Below are 22,986 nucleotides of genomic sequence, written 5' to 3'. Positions count from 1 at the left end.
TGCATTTTGTCCAAAACTGTGAAAAAAAGGGGTATAAACAATCAAGTATGTCAATGTTAACCATCCTCAATTACGCCCAATTATTAGTCTATACCCTGATGGACTTAATGCGATCGCAAATATCAACAAAAAAGTCTGCGAGCCAAGCTCAGGTGTATTTCTGGAAGCAACGAGACAAAGTTTCCCCCACCACTCTCAAACATTAAGTGCCAGCGCGATTAGTGGCTTTCTCAATCATTACCAATGGTCAGTATGGGCAGTAATTCGAGTTGGGCGCGCCGAGATCAGCGGGCAAGTCAAAGCCGAAAGAGGGGCTCAAAGGCGACCAATTTTGACGGTAATTTTGGATATGACCACCAGGCGAAAAAATTGGTAAGTTTTCAGGGTTAGGGAAACTAATTAGAGTCTATAATGGGAAAGGAGGATTGCATCTGGTAGTCCTCTAGATACTGGTGGGAATAAGTCGAGTACCCTGGGGGTTCCGAGTCGAAGGAGGTAAAGGAGAGTTGCCTCCAATAAAAATCGGGATCATATTGCTAAAAACTCTGCCAAAAACCCTAACAGCACCGACAGGAAATGAGAGTGTTAAGCGATAGCGCAAATGGCCCTATAGAAATGCTCAAATGGGTGAAAAAACAACCACGTACAAGTGGTATTTTTGGCATGAGGAGCGATCGCAGGTTGGATGATGGTCGGCAGGTCAGCCAAGGACTACAAAGGGGTCAGCAATTAGTGCTGCAAGGATTAAACTTTCTAGTCACCCTATCTTGGTATTGGCTCGATCGGGATGATAGCCGTCTAGAAAAACGCTTTGTAATTTCTACAAAACCTTTGTCTGCTATCTGTATCACTCGACTAAGTAGAAGACGTTGGTAGATTGAAGAATTTTTTTAAACTGTGAAGCATCGCTTTGGTTTATATCGATTTTGGCAAAGCACTTTATTGGGGTTTATCGGTGGTTAATATTATCTTTCATTGCCTACATTCTCGCCTCCTGGGCATATCTAGGGCTGGTAAAAACTACCTTACCAGATTGGGTAGGTGCGGCCCTACTCGCGAGAGAAAATTTTTGGCATTTCTGGTGGTTTTAGGGCGGTTAATTAATATTAATTCTAGCCAGAATTTAGGTCGTCAGCAAGGTTTTGACATCACTGTTAGTGGCTGGCAGTATGGCTAGTTGAGAATAGTGCAATATCGCAAGTTTAATAGGTTTCTGAGCGAGGTGTAGTAGTGACTGAAAACAATATCAACTCAATTCCTGAAACAGAAGCGGGCTATGGAGAACTGTTTGCAGTTTTAATCCGCAGGCGCTTTTGGTTGCTGAGTGTCTTGTGTATTGTATTGGCTGTTGCCACTGTAAAAGCGTTGAAAGAAAAGCCTACCTATAAAAGCTCACTGCAGCTCCTCGTAGAATCTAATTATCAAGGCAAAAAAGGCAGTAAAACAGAGAATCAATTTGCTGATTCTAATGTTGAGATAGACAATGCTACTCAGCTTAGTCTGATGCAAGGTTCTCTGCTCATCCAAAGGGCGGTAAAATTGCTTCGCCCTGAGTACCCAGAACTCGAGGTAGACGAGATTAAAAAATCCTTAGTCGTCAATCAAGTGGCGGATCAGAAGGCAAATACCCAGACTAAGATTTTTGAAGTAACTTACACTGCAAATAATCCGATTCAAACCCAGAAAGTGCTACAAATAATGCAACGGGTTTATCTGGATTACAACCGAGAACAGCAGAGACTACGTTTAACTAAAGGTCTTGCCTTCATTGATGAACAATTACCAAAGGTTCGTAAGAACGTTGCTCAAGTTGAGGCGACCTTAGAAGAGTTTCGCAAAAATCAAAATCTGATTGAGCCTGAAGTACAAGCAAAAGCTCTGACTGAGGCAATTAACAACATTCAGCAGGAGCGACGGACAAACCAGGCGACTAGAAGGGATCTTCAGGCTCAATACGACTCTTTGCAGCAGCAACTTGCTAGTTCTCCGCAGGAAGCGCTCGTTGCGGCACGGCTAAGTCAGTCTTCTCGTTATCAAGCCTTACTCAACGAAATCCAAAAGACAGATTTGGCCATCGCCCAGCAACGAATACGCTTCACTGACAAAAACCCAATTATTCAAAAGCTACTCTCGGAGCGCAACAAGCAACTAAGTCTCTTGCAAGCAGAAGGGCAACGTGCTACACCAGAAATTTCTGCTCAGCTCCCGGGTACGGGAGAAAGCCTTTTGAAAGAAAGGCAACTCGGTGCAACTGACTTAACTATCGCTACTAAGCTTCTGGAGGTTCAGACAAACTTAAACGGCTTAAGTGCACGCGACGAAGCACAGGCAAAAAAAGAGCAGCAGCTCCGTGTAGAACTCGATCGGTTTCCTAATCTATTGGCTAAGTACACTCGTCTACAAACAGACATACAACTCAAGCGTGAAACATTTCAACAGTTAGAGAAAGCACGACAGGACTTAAGTCTGGAAATTGCCCGAGGTGGATTTGATTGGCAAGTTGTCGAAGTACCGCAGCCCGGTATAGAGAGTAGTTCCAAAAAACGGCAGAACATTATGCTAGGTGTCGTGGTTGGGTTGTTCTTGGGTGTTGCTGTGGCTTTTGCTCGCGATATGTTGGATGATTCTGTTCATAGCTCGGATCAGTTAACAAGACTGGTTCCCCTGCCACTACTAGGAATGACTCCACAGCTACCGCAGGTGAAGCAGAAAAAACCAATTATTAAGCTACCATTAGGCAAGTGGCAAACTTCCGCCGCTTGGGCAAGCGAACCAATCATCAAGCTACCTTTTGGCAAGCCGGAAGGTATGGCGCCTTGCACGATTGAAGTAATTCATAGTCCACCTGCTTGGGAATCGTTTGACCTAATTTATAAGAACATTCAACTTCAAAGTTCTGGTTCGACTTTTAGTCCTTTGATAATTACCTCAGCATTGGATGGTGAGGGAAAATCAACAATCGCATTAGGTTTGGCAATTAGTGCTGCGCGTCTACATCAACGGGTACTGCTAATTGATGCTGATTTTCGTCAGCCGATGCTGCATAAACAGCTCAATCTCCCTAATGAGTATGGGCTTTCAACTCTGCTGGAAAGTAACGCTAAAGTGCCAATACCCAGCCATATTCCAGCATCAGACCTATATATTGATATTTTGACTTGCGGGCCAATACCCAAAGATCCAGTAAATCTGTTAAGTTCTCCTCAAATGCAGAGATTAATGGCAGGGTTTGAGCAGACTTATGATTTAGTTCTGCTGAATGCACCTCCTGTTTTAGGGATGGTAGATGCTCTGCTGGTTGCATCCTGTTGCCGGGGGGTAGTGTTGGTGACACGCATTGATCGGGTGACAAAAACTGCACTGACTGAGACTACAGCTATGTTGAACAAGTTAAATACGATCGGGGTGATCGCGAATGGGGGTATTAGTCTCAAAAAGGGCAAGATACCCAGTGTGAACTCATAGAAACGTTTCGGTGAACTCTAGCAGATTGTGGCGATCTGAAGATCCGCTCCTGGGTAGAGCGACCTGACGGGTTGACAACACCTCTAAAAGCTTAATGGGTTAATCCTTGAGCCTATTACTTACTTTTTAATCCTGAAAAAGTGATTGTTTCTTGACCAGCTTATTGAAAATTTTCCTGGGCTGCGATCGCCCTTCAACCTCATTCTCTACGATCCCCACCCTATAAAATGACGATCGCGATCGAGCATCTTTATTGAGCTCGCTCAACTCAAAACCTTGCCATGCCAAGTCTTTCAGCTTGGTTGTCACCCCGTTAAGCGATCGATTATCACTGATTCGCGTCCCTTTAATATAAAGATTGTGTATATTGTCAAAAGTATATAAATATTCCTCGATTGCTCCAAAAAGATTACCAAGTATTGACTTGCTCTGAAAGTGTGTTAGAACACAAGGATGATTGTACTTAAGGAATCCCCCTATCAGTAGATTTGAATTGATAAGTTATTTTACTCTATCCGAAATAATCACTAAGATTAGCGTCAGGAAATTCAGAACCAATGCCCAACTCAACACTGTCAAATTTAAAGATGTATTCTTCTGTAGAGCAACAGCATTCAAGCCATTACTTACCTCACTGCATTCTGAAGTGGCGACAGGGACTGTTATTCGTCAGTCTCGGACAACAGACCAAACAGCCTTACATCTCGGCCTTTGAGACTAAGCAACAGCTAGTAGAATGCTTGAAACAATCTCCAGTACGGCTGGTTGGCCTGCATCCAAATCTGGGTGAGGCAACCCTGAAGCTCTGGGCCGATGCCTGCGAGCAAGCGAACAAACCCGTGTTTCTACGGGGGACTATTCAAAAAAAATTTCAAAAGCAAGGTCAGCTTAGTATCCAGCCCAAGCAATGGATGGACTCAATTGCCGCCTTTTTTTTGCTGCTAATCCTCAGTCCGATTATCCTGGCGACAGCTATATTGATCTACCTCTATTCACCAGAGCCGATTTTGCCTAGGCAATGGTACATTGGCACAGGACGCAAGTTCTTCCGGCTTCTCAAGTTTCCGACTACAGTAGCTAATGAGGATTCTCGTGCTATACTTTTAATTCGTTGGATGTGCAAGTACAACGTGGATAAGTTACCACGGTTGTTGAATGTGCTACGGGGTGAGATTAGCTTGATGGATTCACATCCTTTGACTCTCTCGGAAGCCGTGCGGTTTGACTTGAAAGGTCAACAACAGCTAAGTAAATTTCTTGGAAATTGCCGAAGTCCCGATGAGATAAAATAACTCAAACCAGTTGGATTTAGCTGCATATAAACACTGAATCTTCAACTTAAAAAGCTTCGGTGCTTTATGCTTAGCTTTTGTTAAGAATACTAGGCTAATATCTCGCTTCAGCAAGGCTCCTACAAAAATCTTGGTTTCTTTCCAAAAATCTTGATAAAGTCTCTGAAGATATTACTAAGTAGTGTTCCCAACGTTATCTCAAGTTTTGGCACTTACTAGTGCAGTTGGAAGCGATCGAGATACCAGTTACCGCGTTTATCTGAGCAACTATTGTGAGTCAACATCACCCTAAATTAGTCATAGAAGCAGGTCGCGCAGAAAGTCAATATTGGAAAGATCTGTGGCGCTATCGTGAGTTGTTTTACTTTCTGGCTTGGCGTGACATCCTCGTGCGTTACAAACAGACAGCGATCGGCATCGCTTGGGCGCTGATTCGACCATTTTTAACGATGATTGTTTTTACGGTAGTGTTTGGTACGGTGGCGAAGTTACCCTCTGAAGGTGTTCCCTATCCAATTTTAGTATTTGCTGCCCTGCTCCCCTGGCAGTTTTTTGCCAATTCTCTTTCTGAGTGCAGTACTAGCTTAATTACCAATTCTAACTTGATTTCTAAGGTTTATTTTCCTCGGTTGATCGTACCCACGAGTGCTGTAGTTGTTAGTTTCGTGGACTTTATGATTTCCGGGATTATTTTGCTGGGTTTGATGGCTTGGTATAACTTTGTACCCAGTTGGCGAATCTTGACGTTACCTGTGTTTATTCTGGTTGCTTTTGCAGCAGCACTAGGGGCGGGGTTGTGGTTAGCAGCACTTAACGTCCAATACCGAGATTTCCGGTTTATCGTACCGTTCATAGTGCAATTTGGCTTATATATTTCGCCTGTAGGTTTTAGCAGCAGTGTTATTCCTGAAAAGTGGCGCTTACTCTACTCGTTGAACCCGATGGTAGGAGTTATTGATGGCTTTCGTTGGGCAATTTTAGGTGGGGGAGCGCAGCTTGACTTGCCTGGATTTATCTTGTCTTTGGGCTTGGTTTCCCTCCTATTGATAAGTGGGATCTGGTATTTCCGCAAGATGGAACGTACATTTGCTGATGTGATTTAAGTAGGGAGCTAAGCGTATGTCTGAAACAGTCATTCAAGTCCAGAATCTAAGCAAGAAATACATCCTTGGTCATCAGCAGGAGGGAAGAGGCGGTCAGAAAACTCTGCGGGAGGCGATGGTGAACGGAGCAGAGGCGATTCGCTCTAGGCTTCTGAAACCTGTCAAGGGAAAAATGTCTAACTGTGTTCCTGAAGAGTTTTGGGCTTTGAAGGATGTTTCATTTGAAATTAAACAGGGCGATCGCGTCGGCATTATCGGTCGTAATGGTGCTGGAAAATCAACCCTGCTGAAGATCTTGAGCCGAATTACTGAACCTACTAGCGGCAGGATTGGAATTAAGGGGCGCGTTGCCAGTCTACTAGAGGTTGGAACAGGCTTTCATCCAGAACTGACCGGACGGGAAAACATCTTCTTGAATGGGGCAATTTTGGGCATGAGTAAGGCAGAGATTCTACGCAAATTTGATGAAATTGTTGATTTTGCCGAAGTTGAAAAGTTTTTAGATACGCCTGTTAAACGCTACTCTTCCGGGATGTATGTGCGATTAGCATTTGCTGTAGCAGCCCACTTGGAACCAGAAATTTTAATTGTGGACGAAGTGTTAGCTGTTGGAGATTCCCAGTTTCAGAAAAAGTGCTTAGGCAAGATGCAAACCGTTGCATCTAAGGGACGAACCGTAATTTTTGTTAGCCATCAAATGGCTGCCATTAACAATTTGTGTTCCTCTTGCATTGTCTTAAAAAGCGGCGAATTGGAATTTTACGGTAATACCGAACAGGGCATCAGGCATTATTTAGAACCTTGTGTACAGAGTGATAAAAAGGTAACGGATTTACAGGCATTTCGCCCTTCTTGGGCTAAGTCTTTAATTAAATCAGCGAAAATTTTAGACTCAAAAGGTCAGGAACAAACGAACTTTCCCCTGGGTACGGATATTATGATTGAAATGACGTTTGATACTGAAAAAGATACAAGTTTAAAGTCTCCTGCAATGGGTGTTGTTATTAACCATGCAACCTTTGGTACAGTCGGGGGCGTAAACACTCGTATGACAGGCTTCGAGACCAATGGCAGAGAATTTAGTAATGCTCTAATGAGGTGCTCATTAGAGCATTTGCCACTTTTGCAAGGAGACTACAGTGTGGATCTCTGGTTGGGCGACGGCCTTATTGATGTTGATACCTTAACAGGATACTTGAATTTTCATATTGAAGAAACTGATATATATGGAACAGGAAAGACCCCATTTGGAAATATGGGAGTATTTTTTCTTAAACCCAAGTGGGAATTGATTAAGCTTGCATAAAAGACAACTCGTAGAATAAACAATTGTTGAAACGCATAAAAAAATGAATTTTACATACTTACCTCAAGCATATAACACTAAATCTGCCAATGAAGTTGTTCCTATAGTCATCAACCTTCTTAATCCTAAAAGCGTTGTTGATGTTGGCTGTGGAATCGGTACATGGCTGTCTGTTTTTAAAGATAAGGGTATTAATGATATTCTTGGTATTGATGGAGAACATGTTAACAAAGAAATATTATCTAAGCATATTGATACAGATGAATTTGTATCTCATGATTTAACAAAGCCTTTAAAGCTTTCAAGAAAGTTTGATTTGGTTATTTCTCTAGAAGTGGCAGAGCATCTTCCTGAAGAATTTGCTGATGTTTTTATTGAAAGTTTAATTTCTTTGGGCGATTGTATACTCTTCTCTGCTGCCGTTCCATTTCAGCATGGAGATGGGCATATTAACTTGAAATGGCCATCTTACTGGCAGGATAAATTTAAGAAGCATAATTTTGAATTTTATGATTGCTTGCGAGAAAGCATATGGTTTAACGAGGAAGTTGAATGGTGGTATAGACAAAACATATTTCTAGTTGCTCGTAAAAACATATTTCTTGAAGCAAGCGCGGCTAACAAAGTTCTTAATTTAATACACCCTAAGCATTATGAAATAAAATCTAAGCAGTTAGAGGAAGCACTTGAAGACTTACAGAAAATTTGGCGAGGAAATATTCCCCTTTCTTCATTTATAAAGCTGTTTCTGAAATTTACAGCGCATAAACTTTCGCATCTTATGCCTAAACTAAAAAAAGATAAAAAGAGTAAATCTCAAACATAGTTTTATCATTTTTATTTAGCAAATACTTTTGCTAAATAAAATTCATCTTCAAACGTAAACAGCTGATTCTTCCAAAGGTTAAAGAGCAAAATATACTCAAGATCGAGTTATACCTAGTGTACCTAATAATAATTGACAATCTTAAATCAAGTGGGGTTTATGCCTAAAGTATCAGTTATTGTTCCTGCCTATAATGCAATGGCTTATCTTCCAGAGACGTTGCAGAGCGTTCTTACTCAAACGTTTAATAGTTTTGAAGTTTTAATCATTAATGATGGCAGCTCTGATGAAATTGTAGAATGGGCTTCTGAGATCAAAGATTCAAGAGTAAAACTAATTTCTCAAGAAAATCAAGGTTTATCAGGAGCACGCAACACAGGTATTTGGTCTTCTCAAGGTGAATATTTAGCATTTTTAGATGCTGATGATATTTGGGAGCCAACTAAGTTAGAGAAGCAAGTGCAATGCTTGGACAAAAATCTAGATGTTGGTATGGTAAGTTCCGGGATTTCCACAATTGATCCTAACGGAAATCTTATAAATATCTATTGCAATTCTAAAATTGGAAATGAGCTTAAAAGAGAATTATTTCGCTCCAATATCATTTTTTGTGGTAGTACTCCATTAGTCCGACGGATGTGTTTTGAAAAAGTAGGCTTTTTTGAACGCAGCCTTAGCTTGGCAGCAGACTGGGATATGTGGCTACGTATTGCTATAAATTACTCAATCTCTGTGATACAAGAACCACTAGTTCGATATCGTAGGCATCCTAACAGTATGTCTACAAAGCAAAGGGTAATGCTTCAAGAAGTTGATCGGGTAATGGAACGTTCGTTTCAATTAGCACCACAGGAGTTTCAAAATTTGATAGGAATTGGCTCTAGCCATATTAGCATTATGAATGCTTGGGACTACATTGCCAAGGATGATGTTCATGAAGCTTACTGGTTTGCCAAGCAGGCTTTTATTAGAAGACCAAAATTGATGTTTTCTATTTCTTATCTTCACCTAATTTTATTAATTGCTGCCAAGCATTTTTTAAAACCTCGTCATTATCAGGCATTGCATTCACTTTTATTCGGCTGGAAGCAAGTAGATTGACTAATTGCAGTTAAGGGTTTTGTATTTTATTTACAACTTCATTGTATTATTAGTTAAAACAATGAATCATGTTATTAAAGTAGGAGTTATTATGCCCAAAGTTTCAGTTATTATCCCCGCTTACAATGTAATGGCTTATCTTCCAGAGACGTTAGAAAGCGTTCTAAATCAGACCTTTACTGATTTTGAAGTTTTAATCATTAACGATGGCAGCCCTGATGGCATTGTAGAATGGGCTTCTGAAATCCAAGATTCAAGAGTCAAACTAATTTCTCAAGAAAATCAAGGCTTATCAGGAGCGCGAAACACGGGCATTTGGTCTTCTCAAGGTGAATATTTAGCATTTTTAGATGCTGATGATATTTGGGAAGCTAAGAAGCTAGAAAAGCAAGTAGAGTATTTGGAAAAACATCTAGACGTTGGTTTGGTAAGTTCTTGGATAACTAATGTCGATGGCAACGGAAATTTTATAGATATCTATGATTGTTCTGAAGCTGGGAAGGATCTTACAAAAGAACTATTTCGCTCTAATATCCTTTATTGTGGTAGTACTCCCTTAGTCCGTCGCATTTGTTTTGAAAAAGTAGGTTTTTTTGAACGCAGCCTTAGCTCGGCAGCAGACTGGGATATGTGGTTACGTATTGCTGTGCATTTCCCAATTTTTGTGATCCAAGAACCACTTGTTCAATATCGTAGATATCCTAATAGTATGTCTACCAACTTCAGGTTAATGATTCAGGAACTTGATGAGGTGATGGAACGTTCGGTTCAATTAGCTCCAAAGGAATTTAAGAATGTAGAAAGAATTGGTTCTAGCCATCTGAGCACCCGGTATGCTTGGGGATACCTTATTAAAGATGATTTTCAGGAAGCTTTCTGGTTCGCCAAGCAGGCTTTCATTAGGAAACCAAAATTAATATTTTCTATCTCTTATCTTCACCTAGTTTTCTTGATTGCTGCCAAGCAATTTTTGAAACCTCAGACTTATAAAGCCCTGCATTCAATAATATTATTGGGTGGGAAACACAGAGAAAAACTTTAACTTATTTGCAACTTCTATGAAACAACCTCACCTGAATCTTGAATTAATAAGGCAAGCACACTTTCACTCATTTGATGTGTTTGACACGGCCTTGACTCGCATCTGGGCTAAGCCAACCGATTTGTTTTGGGAGTTAGGCAATCACTTAAAGCACGACGGTCTAATTACAATTTCTCCAGAGGTTTGGAGTCAGCTTAGAATTGACGCTGAGGGCAAGGCAAGACAACTATCTACAACGAATGAAGTAACACTACAGGAAATTTATGATCAACTAGCTGAATCCTTGAAGTGGAGCGAGATAGATAGCAAGAAAGCAATGCACAATGAAATTCAACTAGAACGTGCTAGCCTCCGACCAGTTCCAGCCATTCAGCTCAAAATTCAAGCGTTACATCAGGAAAATCAATCGATCGCCTATCTCTCAGATATGTACTTACCCTCGGAGGCAATTCGAGGCTTTCTCAAAGATCATCAAATTTGGGCAGAAGGTGATGTACTCCACGTCTCCAACGAAGTCGGACTTCATAAGGTATCCGGACAACTATTCCAACATCATCTCACCCAGTCTCAACTCAAAGCCTCTCAGCTTTGCCACACCGGAGACAATCTATATTCTGATATCAAAGTACCCAAAAAATTAGGCATTCAAGTTCAGCCTTTCGTGGAAACACATCTAAATCGCTACGAAGGACTCATTGCCGACAACGAACAATTGCCACTTCGATTTCGTTCGCTTTTAGTAGGTGCCAGCCGCTTGTGTCGGTTGCACTGCCAAGAGAGAGACTTGCATCGACAGGTAATCTGGAATACAGCGGCTAATGTCATCGCCCCTGTATTTTTTGGGTTCGTGCATTGGGTGTTGCAGGAGGCACAGCGTCAGGGAATCCGGAGGCTGTATTTCATGGCAAGAGATGGACAAATTCTCGGGAAAATCGCCCAAATCATCTGCCGTAAGTGGGGCTATGACATCGATTGTCAATACTTTTATGGGTCCCGGCAAGCCTTTCACTTTCCCTCAATTCAACAAATTGGTGAAACCGAACAGGAATGGCTCTTTGACAAACCCCCGTTCTTCTCAGTGCGGTTAGCGTGCGATCGCGTCAATATTCAACCCGAACAGATTGCTGATGCACTCACACGCCACGGTTTGTCGGCCCAGATGTGGGACAAAAATCTGACTGAACAGGAATTCACGGCGCTCAAAGCAGCATTTCAGGATCGAGAGATTATTGATCGGATTGTTGACTTGGCTGCTATCTACCGAGAGAAAGCGATCGGCTACTTCCAACAATCAGGCATTGGTGATGGGACATCGTTTGCGATCGTCGATTCTGGCTGGACAGGGCGATCGCAACGCTCATTCAGTCAAATCTTGGCAATTGCCAATCTATATCCGGACGGTGGAGTGCCTGGGTTTTACTTTGGATTGGAAAGACGTATCACACCATTCTCAACCGACCGTTTAATACCTTATTTCTTAGAGCCTGATGCCATCACCGAACGGCGTTCGCTTAGCAGTTCTCCGATTTTAGAGCTGTTCCTGGCTGCGGATCATGGCAGCACTGTCAGATACGAGAAAGACGATCGGCAGTACACTCCGATACTGAGATCTGAGAAAAATGAAAGAGGTCTCCAATGGGGAGTCTTAGTTCAGCAGCAAGCAATCCTAGATTTTACTGAGCGATTGACCGATCATTTGCAGCCTGAAGAGTGTGAAGAAAGGTATTTTCATCAAGTGACAGAAGACTTGTTGAGAATCTTTATCCACTCGCCGAACAAAGAGGAAGCCCAGGTATTTGGTAGCCAGCCATTTTCAGATCAACAGTTAGAAAGTAAGTTTCATGACCTTGGGCCCGCCTACACTCTACTAGACGGCTTTAGAATGATATTTGACAAACACTATGTCAGTGATTTTGTCTGGCTACCAGCATCGATTCAACGCAGCGCACCACTCACCAAAATTGTCCTCCGATACATCAAAGGATTGCGAGACAGCTTAAATTACGCCCGCTGGGCCCGAGAAGCATACCTTGCAGGCAAGGATCAGCTATCTTGGGATTTGACTAAAAAAGCAGTACTGTCTTGCCCTGCTATTTTGCTGTCTCGCAGCTTCATTCGCACCAATCTTTCCCTGATGGCAAAGTCTATGATTCGTTTTTGAACTACCAGCTTTTTAGACTGAAAAATGCCATTCAGGCTATTGGATATAAATTTTAATCCTTTCAACCGATTTATAATCTATGAAAAGTAAGACCTATTCAATAACTAAAACAGCGCTTTATATTCGTAATTCATTAGCTTTGTTATTTCGTTATTTACCTGGGTTTCGCGGCAAAAGTCATATTGGTACGCTTCTTGGAAAGCTATTAAATTTCAATATCGATGGAGAGGACTGTATAGTAACAGTCAAACTTAAAGATGCTAGTTTAATGCAGCTTGATATACGAAGTAGAACAGAACAATGGGCCTATTGGACAGGATATTATGATTATCCAATTATTTCCAAGCTGTGCAGAAGTTTGCAATCAGAGTGGGTTGTATTTGACGTAGGGGCAAATGTTGGTTTTTATACGATCCCATTTGGCAAAAGGCTAAGCTCACTAAATGGTAAAGTTTATGCTATCGAACCTGTACCCAGTAATTCTGAACGTTTATCTAATGCTGTCAAACTGAATCACCTTGAAAGTACCGTCTTGGTTCATTCAATTGCACTGGGTGATGAGGAAGGCATTATGTCAATGTGGGTCGAAGCAACCAATAATGCTAGTACCGGAAATGCTGGACTGATTAGAGGAAACGTTGATGCCAACCCAGAAAGAGATAGAAAAATAAAAGTACAAATAAAAACTCTTGACAACTTTGCACAAGAACAACAGATTATCTCATGTAATCTAATTAAGATTGATATTGAAGGTGCGGAAGTAATGTTTTTGAAGGGCGGTATCAATTTTATAACGAAACATCGACCGATTATTTACGGAGAATTTAATACTTATTTTATGCATAAATTTGGCTACTCTTTTCTAGATGTAATAAACATTCTCAAACCTCTGGGATATGAATATTTCAAAGAAATCAAGGATGGTAATTTTGTTAAAATAAGCCAACCAGACGCAGAAGTTGAAAACGTCCTTTTAGTTCCAAATGATCTACCTAAATCCATTGCCTCTTGCCTTGAAATTAAAATTTAATTAGTTAAAAATTGTTTTGTACTTAACTCTAGTTGTCTATAAATAATTGTTTATAATCGACAGAAGGCGTACTGAGAACCTTGATCCACTCGCCAAGCAAAGATAAAGCCCAGGTATTCGGTAGCCAACTTTTTTTAGAGATACTTCATCTGCTATGCTGGTATTCGCGACTGTTTATCCTTGTAACACAAGGATTTAATGTAGAAATATGCTTGAGAATAGCCTACCTGATTCGCATCGGCGCGGACATCTTGTCCCACCTGATAGCAAAACACGTAGCAAAGCCTCCTTTAACTATAATGTAGAAGGGCTGCGCGGACTTGCTGCCCTGTGGGTTGCTTATTCCCATGTTTTTGGTTTTAAATACGAACTTGACCCTGCTTATCATCCAACTTTCCCGTTTCAGGACTATTTTCACGCCGCCCATGGAGGCATTTTAATTTTCTTTGTTCTCTCTGGCTATGTTATTGGTCTAACGAACCAAGCACCCTTCTCACGAGCCAATGTCCTTCGTTACTTACTACGGCGTTTCATCCGCTTGTATCCAATCTACTTGCTCTCCATAATCCTTGGATTGCTGGCATCACCGCATGATACCTGGAAAACGGTTGTGGGTAACTTATTCTTCTTGCAGGGGTCAATCGCTGCCCTTCTGTCAGGCAACGGCGTTCTATGGACGCTGCATTACGAAGTCATTTATTACCTTGCTTTTCTAGCAATTTGGTATTTCCGTCCTAAGACTATACCCCTTGTATGGAGTACGTTCATTGTGGTGTGCCTAGGTTGGTTTATTCCCTCGTTTCCACAACTTCTATCTGGCTATGCTGCGGGTTGGCTGTTTTGGCTATTTGGGCTTTGGCTAGCTTGGAACAGACAAGCAGTAGGACATCCGTCAAAAGTTCCTTTGTTTACCTATCTACTCCTATTCATTGCTACGGATCGTTTGGCTACTGTGGAATTTCTCCTCGATAGCTTAGGCTTTGCTCGTTCCAATGCTTCAGAGATAAATCTTACTGATATGGCTTATTTTCCCATCTGCGCTCTTTTATTTACAGCAGTTGCCAATTATCCGTTACCTGGCTGGCGAGTTCTAAAGGTATTGGCTACGGGCATACCCCTAGCCCATAGCAGTTATTTACTAGCCATAGGTCAGTTGTTTCAAGATGTTACTTTGAGGATTGCTGCTGCACATACAGTTCTAGGAGTTGCCCTAATACGTTGGCGAATACAGTCTAAGACGATCGCTGTCTTTGCTTTCATTGGAAGCATTTCCTATGGGATCTATGTTCTGCATATGCCTATGATGCATCTGGTTTCCAACTACTTCCCCTGGAGTGGTTCTCCTGGGAGTTTCACCCTACGTCTACTTGCCTGGGGTGCTCTAACCATCGGTCTTGCCAGTTTGTTAGAACTAACGATTCAGCCAATTCTGAAACGTTGGTTTCAGCAATCGATCTTGGATCGCATTTAGTCAGCATATAGGCTGGCTAAGCTGATATTTATGTTGTAGATAGTTGTCATTTTGGTTTAAGTTAATGGTGAATATTCCTTATCATGTTGCTAGAATCCAAGGAAGGCTGATGCGCTACCTTTATAAATCAGTACTTCCACAAATTGCAAAAATTCCTCTGAAGCAAACTCAGCGTGTTCCAATAGCCGTTTACGCTCTCTCATGCGAGCGCGATCTACCCGAACAAGTAGCAAGTCTTCGCTCCTTCATCTGCTATGCTGGCATTCCTGAACGTTTTACCATCATTTCTGATGGTAGCTACACCGAAAACAGTTGCAAGCTACTCGAGGGAATTCATCCCTGTGTTGAGGTAGTGCCGCTAGAAAAGCTGAAGCGAACCGATTTACCTCAATCTGTTTATGATTATGCCGCCCAGCATGCAATGGGCAGAAAGTTATTGGCATTATTGTCAATTCCTGTTAATCAGACAACGATTTATACCGACTCAGATATTTTATTTTTTCCAGGGGCAAGCGACTTAGTTAATTTAGCGAATTCAGGCAATACGGTTTCTCGTTATCTGCCTGACTGTGCTTGCAAAATGGATGAGCGAGTCATTTATGATGAGGTTGAAAAGTTAAATTCAGTAAACGGCGGATTTATTGTATTCAAAGAACCGTTGGATTGGAGTTTTGCCCTTGAACGCTTGTCAAAGCTAGAAGAACTTAATGATTATTTTACTGAACAAACTTTGGTACATTTGACAATGCACTACAATCAGGCAAAGCCTCTCTGCTCAAAACGATATGTTCTAAGTGTTGAAGATCAATTTATTTATCCAGATAAGTACGCTGGTAAAGAAATTGCCCTAAGGCATTACGTTAATGATGTGAGACATAAGCTGTGGTTGAATGTAGCCATTTAAAATAGGTATCTAAAAAAAATCCAAATATTTGAGGCAGCTAATGACTAACGAAAAACTAATTTATCTATATGCTTGTTCAGATATCAGTACAGGAGGTGGCTTCGAGACTTATGTATCCACTTTGGCAAGTTATGGGATGCCTGGGGTTAGTAAAGATATCATTACATCACTAGAAGGTATCGATCAGAGCCAGTTCAAATTGCTTCACGTTCAGGAAGAAATGGCGTTAATTGATATTACAGGAGAATGTCCTTCTATCTTCACGGCTCACAATCACACCCCCTACTGTCCTAGTGGAACTAAGTATTTTCCAACCTCTGAACAATTGTGTACTCGTTCTATCTCCGTTCTGGGATGTACATGGGGTCATCTGATAGATGGATGCGGAAGTAGGCGACCTCAAAAAATTGTCCATAACATATCAAGATCTTATCGGCTACTAGAAAAAATCAAAAAACTCAGAATTCCTGTTATTGCTAATAGTAATTATGTGCGCGAGCAGCTTATAAAAAATGGTTTGCCTGCTGAGCAAACTGTAACATTGCTGTGCGGTACTCCGATTCCTAAAAGTGTTACTGCACCACTAACACTTGAAATACACCAAAATCAAAGAATTTTGTTCGCAGGGCGAATTGTTCCTGATAAAGGGCTAGAATGGCTTCTCAAAGCTTTAGCTGAAACAGAGGTGTCAATTCATCTTGACATTGCTGGTGAAGGTTGGGATCGACCCCGGATGGAAAAATTGGTAAATCAATTGGGATTGAACAATCGTGTTACTTGGCACGGTTGGTGTAACAGTGAAAGGATGGACGTACTTTATCAGCAGTGTTTTGCCATAATTTTTCCTAGTGTTTGGCCCGAACCTGCAGGGCTCATTACTTTGGAATCTTATGCTCGTTACCGACCTGTCATTGCTAGCCGAGTGGGTGGGATTCCGGAGCATTTACTCAATGGAGAAACAGGCATTCTTGTTCCGGTTAATGACATTAAACAGCTCGCTGCTGCCATAAGTTATCTGAGTAGAAATTATCATAAAAGTCGCCTTTTAGGCCAACAGGGTCATGCCTGGTTTTTAAAAGAGTTCACAATGGAGGTTCATGTTAATAAACTTCAAAAAATATATGAAAAAACGATCGATTATTTTCACCATCACAACTTGTTATTTAGCGAGTAAAAAAAGGTGAATTGATGAAATTATACTGAAAATATGAAAATATTACTCACGATTCATCACAATCTAGACCCCAATGCCGGCGCTCCTGGCATCACATGGCGACTAGGCCAGGAATATCAAAAGTTAGGTCACGAAGTAGAATATTACTCTTTTGATAACCTGCGACACAAATTGCCGGCAATGGTAGAGTCGATAATGTTTCCTGAATTTCTGGCTAGTCACATATTGGCACTCTCTCAAAAACGAGCCGTTGATGTTGTAGATGCCTCAACTGGCGATGCCTGGGTGTGGGTAAAACTGCGTCGTAGATCAAATAGTCCGGCTTTAGTGACACGCAGCCACGGTCTTGAGCATATTATGCACCTAGAAAACTTAGAAGAGGCCCGCCTTGGCAAATTGCACTTGAGTTGGAAATATCCGCTCTATCATGGAGGTTTCCGACTCTGGGAGGTCGCTAATTCTCTGCGGGATGCAGATTTGAGCTTGTTTAGTAATCACGGCGATTTAGAGTATGGTGTTGAAAAATTAGGGGTTGATCCTGGACGGACGGGTGTTTTCGCTAATGGAATTCCAGAGGCTTTTCTTAATCTCGATTTTGAGCCAACCCCAGAAGCAGAAGATTCAGTTATTCGTATCGCCTTGGTGGCAACTTATATCCCTCGTAAAGGGATTCATCATGGTGTTCCAGCATTAAATAAAATTCTTGCCCGTTATCCTCGAGTAGAGGTGAGTTTTCTGGGGACTTGCTGCTCAGAAGCGCAGGTTTATGCAGATTTCGAGCCATCTGTACGCGATCGCATCGGAGTTGTGCCACGCTACCCATATGAAACTCTGCCCGAACTCTTGCGCGGACATCACATCAAGCTTTTTCCTACCCTCTCAGAAGGGTTTAGCGTCGCCCTTCTGGATGCTATAGCTTGCGGTTTAGCCCCTGTCACCACGACAACCCCGGGGCCGAGGGAAGTCGTGCGTGATGGAGATAATGGCATTTTAGTTCCGCCCCGCGACACTCTGGCGATCGAGCAAGCTTTGGAGCGCTTAATTACAGACCGCCCGTACCTAGAAAAATTGCGCCGTAATGCCTATGCTACGGCACAAAAGTATAGTTGGCACCGAATAGCTCGTGATAATCTGACTTTTTACGAAGCAGCTTTGTCTCATAAAAGAGGTACTAAATGAAGCTTTGTATTGTTACTCCTAAAGTCGCGATCGGTGATGGTCAAGGTCGGGTAAACTATGAAGTTGCCTGGGAAGCTATTCGTCGTGGTCATCATGTTACCTTGTTAGCAAGTAGCGTAGATTTGGCACTGCAACAACACAGTCAAGTCGATTGGATTTCTATTCCAGTTAAAGGGTATCCATTGCAACTTGTCCGCGAAATAGCTTTCTCCACCCAAAGTGCTTGGTGGTTAAATAAGCACCAAAAAGAATTTGACCTTATCAAACTCAATGGTGCAATTACTTCGGCTAGAGGAGATGTTAATGCAGTGCATTTTGTCCATAGTTCCTGGTTGCGATCGCCAGTCAATCGTTCAGAACAGCATTCGAGCTTGCGTAGCATTTACAACTGGTTCTACACCACTTTGAATGCTGATTGGGAAAAGAAAGCCTTCAGTCAGGCGAAAGTGATCGTAGCGGTATCGAAGCAGGTGGAGAGAGAACTGGTAGAAATTGGTGTACCGCCAGAATGCATTCGGGTAATTTTGAACGGTGTAGATTTACAAGAGTTTTCTCCAGGAGAAGCTAAACGTCAAACTTGGGGTTTGCCTGAGGGCGTGACCCTTGCACTGTTTGCTGGAAACGCTCAAACTCCTCGTAAAAATTTGGATACAGTAATACGTGCCCTAGCACAGGTTCCTGAGTTACAATTGGTCGTTGCAGGGACAACGACAGGGACGACCTATCCGCAGTTAGTGGCTTCGCTAGACTTGAGTAAAAGGGTACATTTTCTGGAACACCGCTCTGATGTACCAGAACTAATGAAAGCGGTAGATTTATTGGTATTTCCATCACGTTATGAGCCGTTTGGCTTGGTAGTTATCGAAGCTATGGCTGCTGGTCTACCTGTGATTACGGCGGCGACTACAGGTGCGGCTGAAATTATCACGCCAGAGTGCGGAATAGTCTTGTCGGAACCAGACGACATCCAAGCTTTGGCACGGGCACTAAGCTTACTGACAAGCCATCAAGGGCAACGCCATCAAATGGGCCAAGCAGCTAGAACCATAGCGCAACAGTATAGCTGGACGAGTATGGCGCAAACTTATGTAGATTTATTTGAGGAACTCAGTAAGTTATGACTATCACGGTTGTCGTCCCCACTTACCGCCGCCCAAAAGACTTGGTACGCTGCTTGGAGGCTCTAAAACAGCAAACTCGACCAGCTGATGAAGTCCTAGTGAGCGTTCGCGATACTGATGCTGAAACTTGGACATTCCTGGCAACATTCAATCCTGATCTCCTGCCATTGAACACTGTAACAGTGAAAGTTCCGGGGGTGGTAGCAGCGATGAATGCAGGTCTTGATTCTGCAAAAGGGGAAATCATCGCCTTTACCGATGACGATGCTTCCCCACACAGGGATTGGTTAGCACGGATTGAAAATCACTTTCTATCCGATGAGCAGATGGGCGGCGTAGGTGGACGCGATTGGGTGTACCACGATACACAACTAGAAGATGGTGAGTGTGAGGTGGTAGGTCAGGTAAATTGGTTTGGACGGATGATTGGCAACCATCACTTTGGCGTAGGTGCCCCCCGTGAGGTAGATATACTCAAAGGAGTCAACATGAGTTTTCGCCAGACTGCTATTAAGGAACTACGCTTCGATCAACGTATGCAAGGCACAGGGGCGCAAGTAAATTTCGAGATTGCCTTCAGCCTAGCCTTGAAGCGGGCGGGTTGGAAGCTAATTTACGATCCAAAAGTTGCGGTAGATCACTATCCAGCACAACGTTTCGACGAGGATCAACGCCACACATTCAATGATATCGCCTTGACCAATGCGGTACATAATGAAACCCTAGTTTTACTGGAGCATTTACCGCCTACAGGTCGTGCTGTATTCCTCCTGTGGGCAGTCTTAGTGGGAACGCGAGAATCTGTGGGACTTGTACAGTTTCTGAGGTTCCTACCTAAAGAAGGCTTATTGGCAGCGCAAAAGTTGCTAGCCTGTTGCCGTGGGCGTTGGCAGGGATGGCGGACGTGGCAACAGACCCAGAAAACTACTGACCTGCTGCGCTCAAACTGACAAAAGGGTTTTTGTAGAAAGTACCGTTGCCGTAGAGATGGATAATGAATCACAAACAGGTACTTCAGAATAATTCAACGCTAGCAGAGTTTCCGGGGAACCCACAGCCAGAGAAATCGCAGCAGGCTTGGATGGCTATCTTAGGGCTAGGGCTGTTTTCAACCCTTTGTATCTTAGGGGGGGGTACTGCAAAAATTCTGAACCTAGCTTTTCCGGCGGGATCTTTAGCCGTAGCAGTATTCCTCTATCGACGGTATCCCCTGTTCTATGTCAGTTTCACCTGGTGGATGTTTTTCCTCACGCCATTTGTGCGCCGTTTAGTGGATTGGAAAGCTGGTTTTACCGATCCCAGTCCAATATTGCTCACCCCTTTTTTGGTGGCAATGCTGACTTTAGTGACTTTTTATCGAAACTTTCCTAAGTTTTATCGCCAGGGTGGATTGCCCTTTATTTTGCCTATTTGCAGTGTATTTTATAGCTTTTTGATAGCTCTGATTCTGAATCCACCAGTTTCTGCAGTCCTCTCTTTCCAGGGCTGGATATCTCCTATACTCTTCGGCTTTCACTTATTTGTAAACTGGCGAGATTATCCGAGCTATCGCCAAAATATTGAGCGTACCTTCCTCTGGGGTGTGTTGGTGACAGGCACTTATGGTGTATGTCAGTACCTTATTGCCCCTGAGTGGGATCGAGTTTGGTTGGTAGAAACGAAACTCTATACAAGCATGGGTAATCCCGAACCGCTTGGGATGCGCGTGTGGAGTACCATGAATTCGCCCTTACATTTTGCAGCGGTTAGTATAGCAGGTCTTATGTTGTTATTCACTAACCAAAAGTTTTTACGTGTTCCTGCCTCAGTATTTGGCTACTTAGCGTTCATGCTAACGACGGTACGCACTGCTTGGGTAGGCTGGTTTGTGGCATTTATTACCTTTACCACTTCTCTAAAACCACGTTTACAGATGCGTTTGATCGTTACCATCTTGGTAATGGCAGCCTGTACCGTACCCTTGGCCACAATAGACCCCTTTTCCCAAGTTATTCTGTCTCGTTTTTCAAGTTTCTCTAACATTAGTGAGGATCAAAGCCTAAATGACAGACAAGGTCTCTACAGTTTACTATTCAACGAAGCCTTGAATGAGTTTATAGGTAAGGGAATTGGAGGTACAGTGCCTATTGACAGTGGCATTTTAGAGCTGCTTTTTAGCTTCGGCTGGCTGGGAATTATCCCCTATGTGAGTGGGATATTCATGCTTTTATTTAGCCTATTCCAAAGCCTTGAGGTTCGCAAGGATCCTTTTGCAATTTGTGCTCGCGCCATTAGTTTTTCTTTCATCTCTATGCTACCTGGTTCAGGTATGACAAGTGGACTTTTTGGCATGATTTTCTGGGGATTTATAGGTATAGGCATGGCAGCGATTAAGTACCACAAGCATCAGTAAAGTGTTAAAATTTTTCCTAATAGGAAATTTAGCTACAATTCAATACATCCAAACATGAACTTAAAGACTACTTCCGTATGTTTGTTTCTCCCTTCACTAACTGGTGGAGGTGCCGAGCGCGCTGCTGTGAACCTAGTGGAGGGCTTTGTCGAGCGGGGTCTAAAAGTTGACCTAGTACTACAGAACGCGGTGGGCACATTCTTGGCAAAGGTGCCTCCAGAGGTGCGGGTGATCGACCTGAAGTCCCCAGGAATTGTGCCAAAAACGCTTGCTCTGATGCGCTACTTACGGCAAGAGCAGCCTAAAGCCCTGCTTTCTCTCTTGGACAACGTCAATACCGCGGGGTGGGCTCAACGTTTTACTGGAGTGCCCACACGGGTGGTAATAAGTGTACAGAACAACTTATCCCAGGACTTTCGAGGGGTTAAGGGAAAACTTAAACCCTACCTGGTGCGATTCTCTTTCCCATGGGCTGACGAAATTGTAGCGGTATCGCAAGGGGTAGCAGAGGATCTCGCCCGTATATCGGGGCTGGCTTTGGAGAACATCAGAGTCATTTATAATCCGGTGGTGACTCCCGAGCTTTTTGAAAAGGCAAAAGAGCCAATCGATGACCCTTGGTTTGCTCCAGGAGAACCTCCTGTGCTCTTGGGGGTTGGGCGGCTTGTCATGCAGAAGGATTTTCCCACCCTTATCCAAGCCTTTGCCCTGGTGCGGCAGCGGTGCCGTGCCCGGCTCATGATCCTGGGGGAAGGAGAGAAGCGACCTCAACTCGAAGGTTTGGTGCGGGAACTCGGCTTAGAGGGTGAGGTGAGTTTACCTGGGTTTGCACAGAACCCATACGCTTATATGGCGAGGTCAGCTGTTTTTGTGTTGTCTTCAGCTTGGGAGGGCCTGCCTACCGTGCTTTTGGAGGCTATGGCAGCGGGAACTTCAGTTGTTTCTACGGACTGCCAGAGCGGACCTGCAGAGATTCTGGAGGGTGGTCGCTACGGTAAATTGGTGCCGGTTGGAGACGTTGCTGCTCTTGCAGAGGCCATCTTGGCTACGCTAAGTCAGCCAACAGACCCTGAAGTGCTGCGACAGCGGTCTAGAGCGTTTTCAGTAGATCTAGTTGTCGATCAATATCTGGCAGTTCTGAAAACAGATACAAGGTAATACCAATTCACTATGAAGTTGCACTTAATATAGCTTCAAGGATATAGTCCCAACCACAGAGAGATAAAACTTCTTCATTAGTGAGAGATTTGATAATTCTATTTACCTGTTCCTTGAGTTGATCTAAACTCGAATAATTTTCCCACTTGAGGTCTTTTTTTGTATGCTCCCACAATCTTTCAATCGGATTTAATTCAGGGCTATAGGCTGGTAAATATATTGGCATTACATGGTCATCCCAGTCTAGTAATAGAGCTTTAT

Annotated in this window: 21 protein-coding genes; 19 read left to right on the top strand and 2 right to left on the bottom strand. The window is 42.9% G+C overall.

The features are described from left to right. The first annotated feature begins 53 nt into the window (after nucleotides 1-53). The 3 genes from ACUVJL_RS12505 to ACUVJL_RS12495 all read left to right on the top strand — a co-directional run bounded on the left by ACUVJL_RS12505 (nucleotide 54) and on the right by ACUVJL_RS12495 (nucleotide 3,465). Nucleotides 54-206, top strand: a complete 153-nt coding sequence (locus tag ACUVJL_RS12505; protein WP_445246142.1) for a hypothetical protein — start codon at nucleotides 54-56, stop codon at nucleotides 204-206. Between the two features lie 421 nt (nucleotides 207-627). Beyond that, nucleotides 628-876, top strand: a complete 249-nt coding sequence (locus ACUVJL_RS12500) for a hypothetical protein (protein WP_445246141.1) — start codon at nucleotides 628-630, stop codon at nucleotides 874-876. 354 nt (nucleotides 877-1,230) lie between these two features. Next, nucleotides 1,231-3,465 (top strand): GumC family protein, encoded by a 2,235-nt coding sequence (locus ACUVJL_RS12495; protein ID WP_445246140.1) that lies wholly within the window; start codon nucleotides 1,231-1,233, stop codon nucleotides 3,463-3,465. 126 nt (nucleotides 3,466-3,591) lie between these two features. Here ACUVJL_RS12495 and ACUVJL_RS12490 read toward each other — a convergent pair whose 3' ends face one another. Next, a complete protein-coding gene (locus tag ACUVJL_RS12490) occupies nucleotides 3,592-3,774 on the bottom strand; it encodes a hypothetical protein (RefSeq protein ID WP_445246139.1) in 183 nt (60 codons plus the stop codon). Nucleotides 3,775-4,022: 248 nt separating this feature from the next. Between ACUVJL_RS12490 and hepC the strand changes: the two genes are divergently transcribed. From hepC to ACUVJL_RS12410, 16 genes are all read left to right on the top strand, one after another. Then, nucleotides 4,023-4,757, top strand: coding sequence for a heterocyst development glycosyltransferase HepC (hepC, locus tag ACUVJL_RS12485; protein WP_445246138.1), 735 nt, complete (start codon nucleotides 4,023-4,025; stop codon nucleotides 4,755-4,757). A gap of 272 nt (nucleotides 4,758-5,029) precedes the next feature. Next, on the top strand, nucleotides 5,030-5,860 hold the full coding sequence (locus tag ACUVJL_RS12480; RefSeq protein WP_445246137.1) for an ABC transporter permease: 831 nt from the start codon (nucleotides 5,030-5,032) through the stop codon (nucleotides 5,858-5,860). A 16-nt stretch (nucleotides 5,861-5,876) separates the two neighbouring features. Then, nucleotides 5,877-7,166, top strand: a complete 1,290-nt coding sequence (locus tag ACUVJL_RS12475; protein WP_445246136.1) for an ABC transporter ATP-binding protein — start codon at nucleotides 5,877-5,879, stop codon at nucleotides 7,164-7,166. Between the two features lie 43 nt (nucleotides 7,167-7,209). Beyond that, nucleotides 7,210-7,992 (top strand): class I SAM-dependent methyltransferase, encoded by a 783-nt coding sequence (locus ACUVJL_RS12470; protein ID WP_445246135.1) that lies wholly within the window; start codon nucleotides 7,210-7,212, stop codon nucleotides 7,990-7,992. A 159-nt stretch (nucleotides 7,993-8,151) separates the two neighbouring features. Then, nucleotides 8,152-9,093, top strand: coding sequence for a glycosyltransferase family 2 protein (locus tag ACUVJL_RS12465; protein WP_445246134.1), 942 nt, complete (start codon nucleotides 8,152-8,154; stop codon nucleotides 9,091-9,093). 61 nt (nucleotides 9,094-9,154) lie between these two features. Then, nucleotides 9,155-10,135: a glycosyltransferase family 2 protein gene (locus ACUVJL_RS12460; protein ID WP_445246133.1), complete on the top strand. Its 981-nt coding sequence runs from the start codon at nucleotides 9,155-9,157 to the stop codon at nucleotides 10,133-10,135. Between the two features lie 16 nt (nucleotides 10,136-10,151). Continuing rightward, entirely contained in the window at nucleotides 10,152-12,296 is a 2,145-nt protein-coding gene (locus ACUVJL_RS12455) for an HAD family hydrolase (RefSeq protein WP_445246132.1), read from the top strand. A 79-nt stretch (nucleotides 12,297-12,375) separates the two neighbouring features. Then, on the top strand, nucleotides 12,376-13,326 hold the full coding sequence (locus ACUVJL_RS12450; RefSeq protein WP_445246131.1) for an FkbM family methyltransferase: 951 nt from the start codon (nucleotides 12,376-12,378) through the stop codon (nucleotides 13,324-13,326). 208 nt (nucleotides 13,327-13,534) lie between these two features. Further along, nucleotides 13,535-14,797, top strand: a complete 1,263-nt coding sequence (locus ACUVJL_RS12445; protein ID WP_445246130.1) for an acyltransferase family protein — start codon at nucleotides 13,535-13,537, stop codon at nucleotides 14,795-14,797. A 64-nt stretch (nucleotides 14,798-14,861) separates the two neighbouring features. After that, entirely contained in the window at nucleotides 14,862-15,701 is an 840-nt protein-coding gene (locus ACUVJL_RS12440) for a hypothetical protein (RefSeq protein WP_445246129.1), read from the top strand. 40 nt (nucleotides 15,702-15,741) lie between these two features. Further along, a complete protein-coding gene (locus tag ACUVJL_RS12435) occupies nucleotides 15,742-16,875 on the top strand; it encodes a glycosyltransferase family 4 protein (protein ID WP_445246128.1) in 1,134 nt (377 codons plus the stop codon). Nucleotides 16,876-16,908: 33 nt separating this feature from the next. Next, nucleotides 16,909-18,054 (top strand): glycosyltransferase family 4 protein, encoded by a 1,146-nt coding sequence (locus tag ACUVJL_RS12430; protein ID WP_445246127.1) that lies wholly within the window; start codon nucleotides 16,909-16,911, stop codon nucleotides 18,052-18,054. Continuing rightward, on the top strand, nucleotides 18,051-19,175 hold the full coding sequence (locus ACUVJL_RS12425) for a glycosyltransferase family 4 protein (protein ID WP_445246126.1): 1,125 nt from the start codon (nucleotides 18,051-18,053) through the stop codon (nucleotides 19,173-19,175). The genes ACUVJL_RS12430 and ACUVJL_RS12425 overlap by 4 nt, the downstream gene beginning before the upstream one ends. Further along, on the top strand, nucleotides 19,172-20,125 hold the full coding sequence (locus ACUVJL_RS12420) for a glycosyltransferase family 2 protein (protein ID WP_445246125.1): 954 nt from the start codon (nucleotides 19,172-19,174) through the stop codon (nucleotides 20,123-20,125). The genes ACUVJL_RS12425 and ACUVJL_RS12420 overlap by 4 nt, the downstream gene beginning before the upstream one ends. A 44-nt stretch (nucleotides 20,126-20,169) precedes the next feature. Next, complete coding sequence (locus ACUVJL_RS12415; protein WP_445246124.1) at nucleotides 20,170-21,567, top strand: O-antigen ligase domain-containing protein; 1,398 nt, start codon at nucleotides 20,170-20,172, stop codon at nucleotides 21,565-21,567. A gap of 54 nt (nucleotides 21,568-21,621) precedes the next feature. Beyond that, entirely contained in the window at nucleotides 21,622-22,725 is a 1,104-nt protein-coding gene (locus ACUVJL_RS12410; RefSeq protein ID WP_445246123.1) for a glycosyltransferase, read from the top strand. A 10-nt stretch (nucleotides 22,726-22,735) separates the two neighbouring features. Here ACUVJL_RS12410 and ACUVJL_RS12405 read toward each other — a convergent pair. Continuing rightward, nucleotides 22,736-22,986, bottom strand: a 251-nt coding sequence (locus ACUVJL_RS12405; protein WP_445246122.1) for a transposase, incomplete at its 5' end; no start/stop codon positions are given.

It is taken from the genome of Microcoleus sp. OTE_8_concoct_300 (assembly GCF_031383065.1).
GTDB lineage: Bacteria > Cyanobacteriota > Cyanobacteriia > Cyanobacteriales > Microcoleaceae > Microcoleus.
This window is presented reverse-complemented; position numbering and strand designations above follow the sequence as displayed.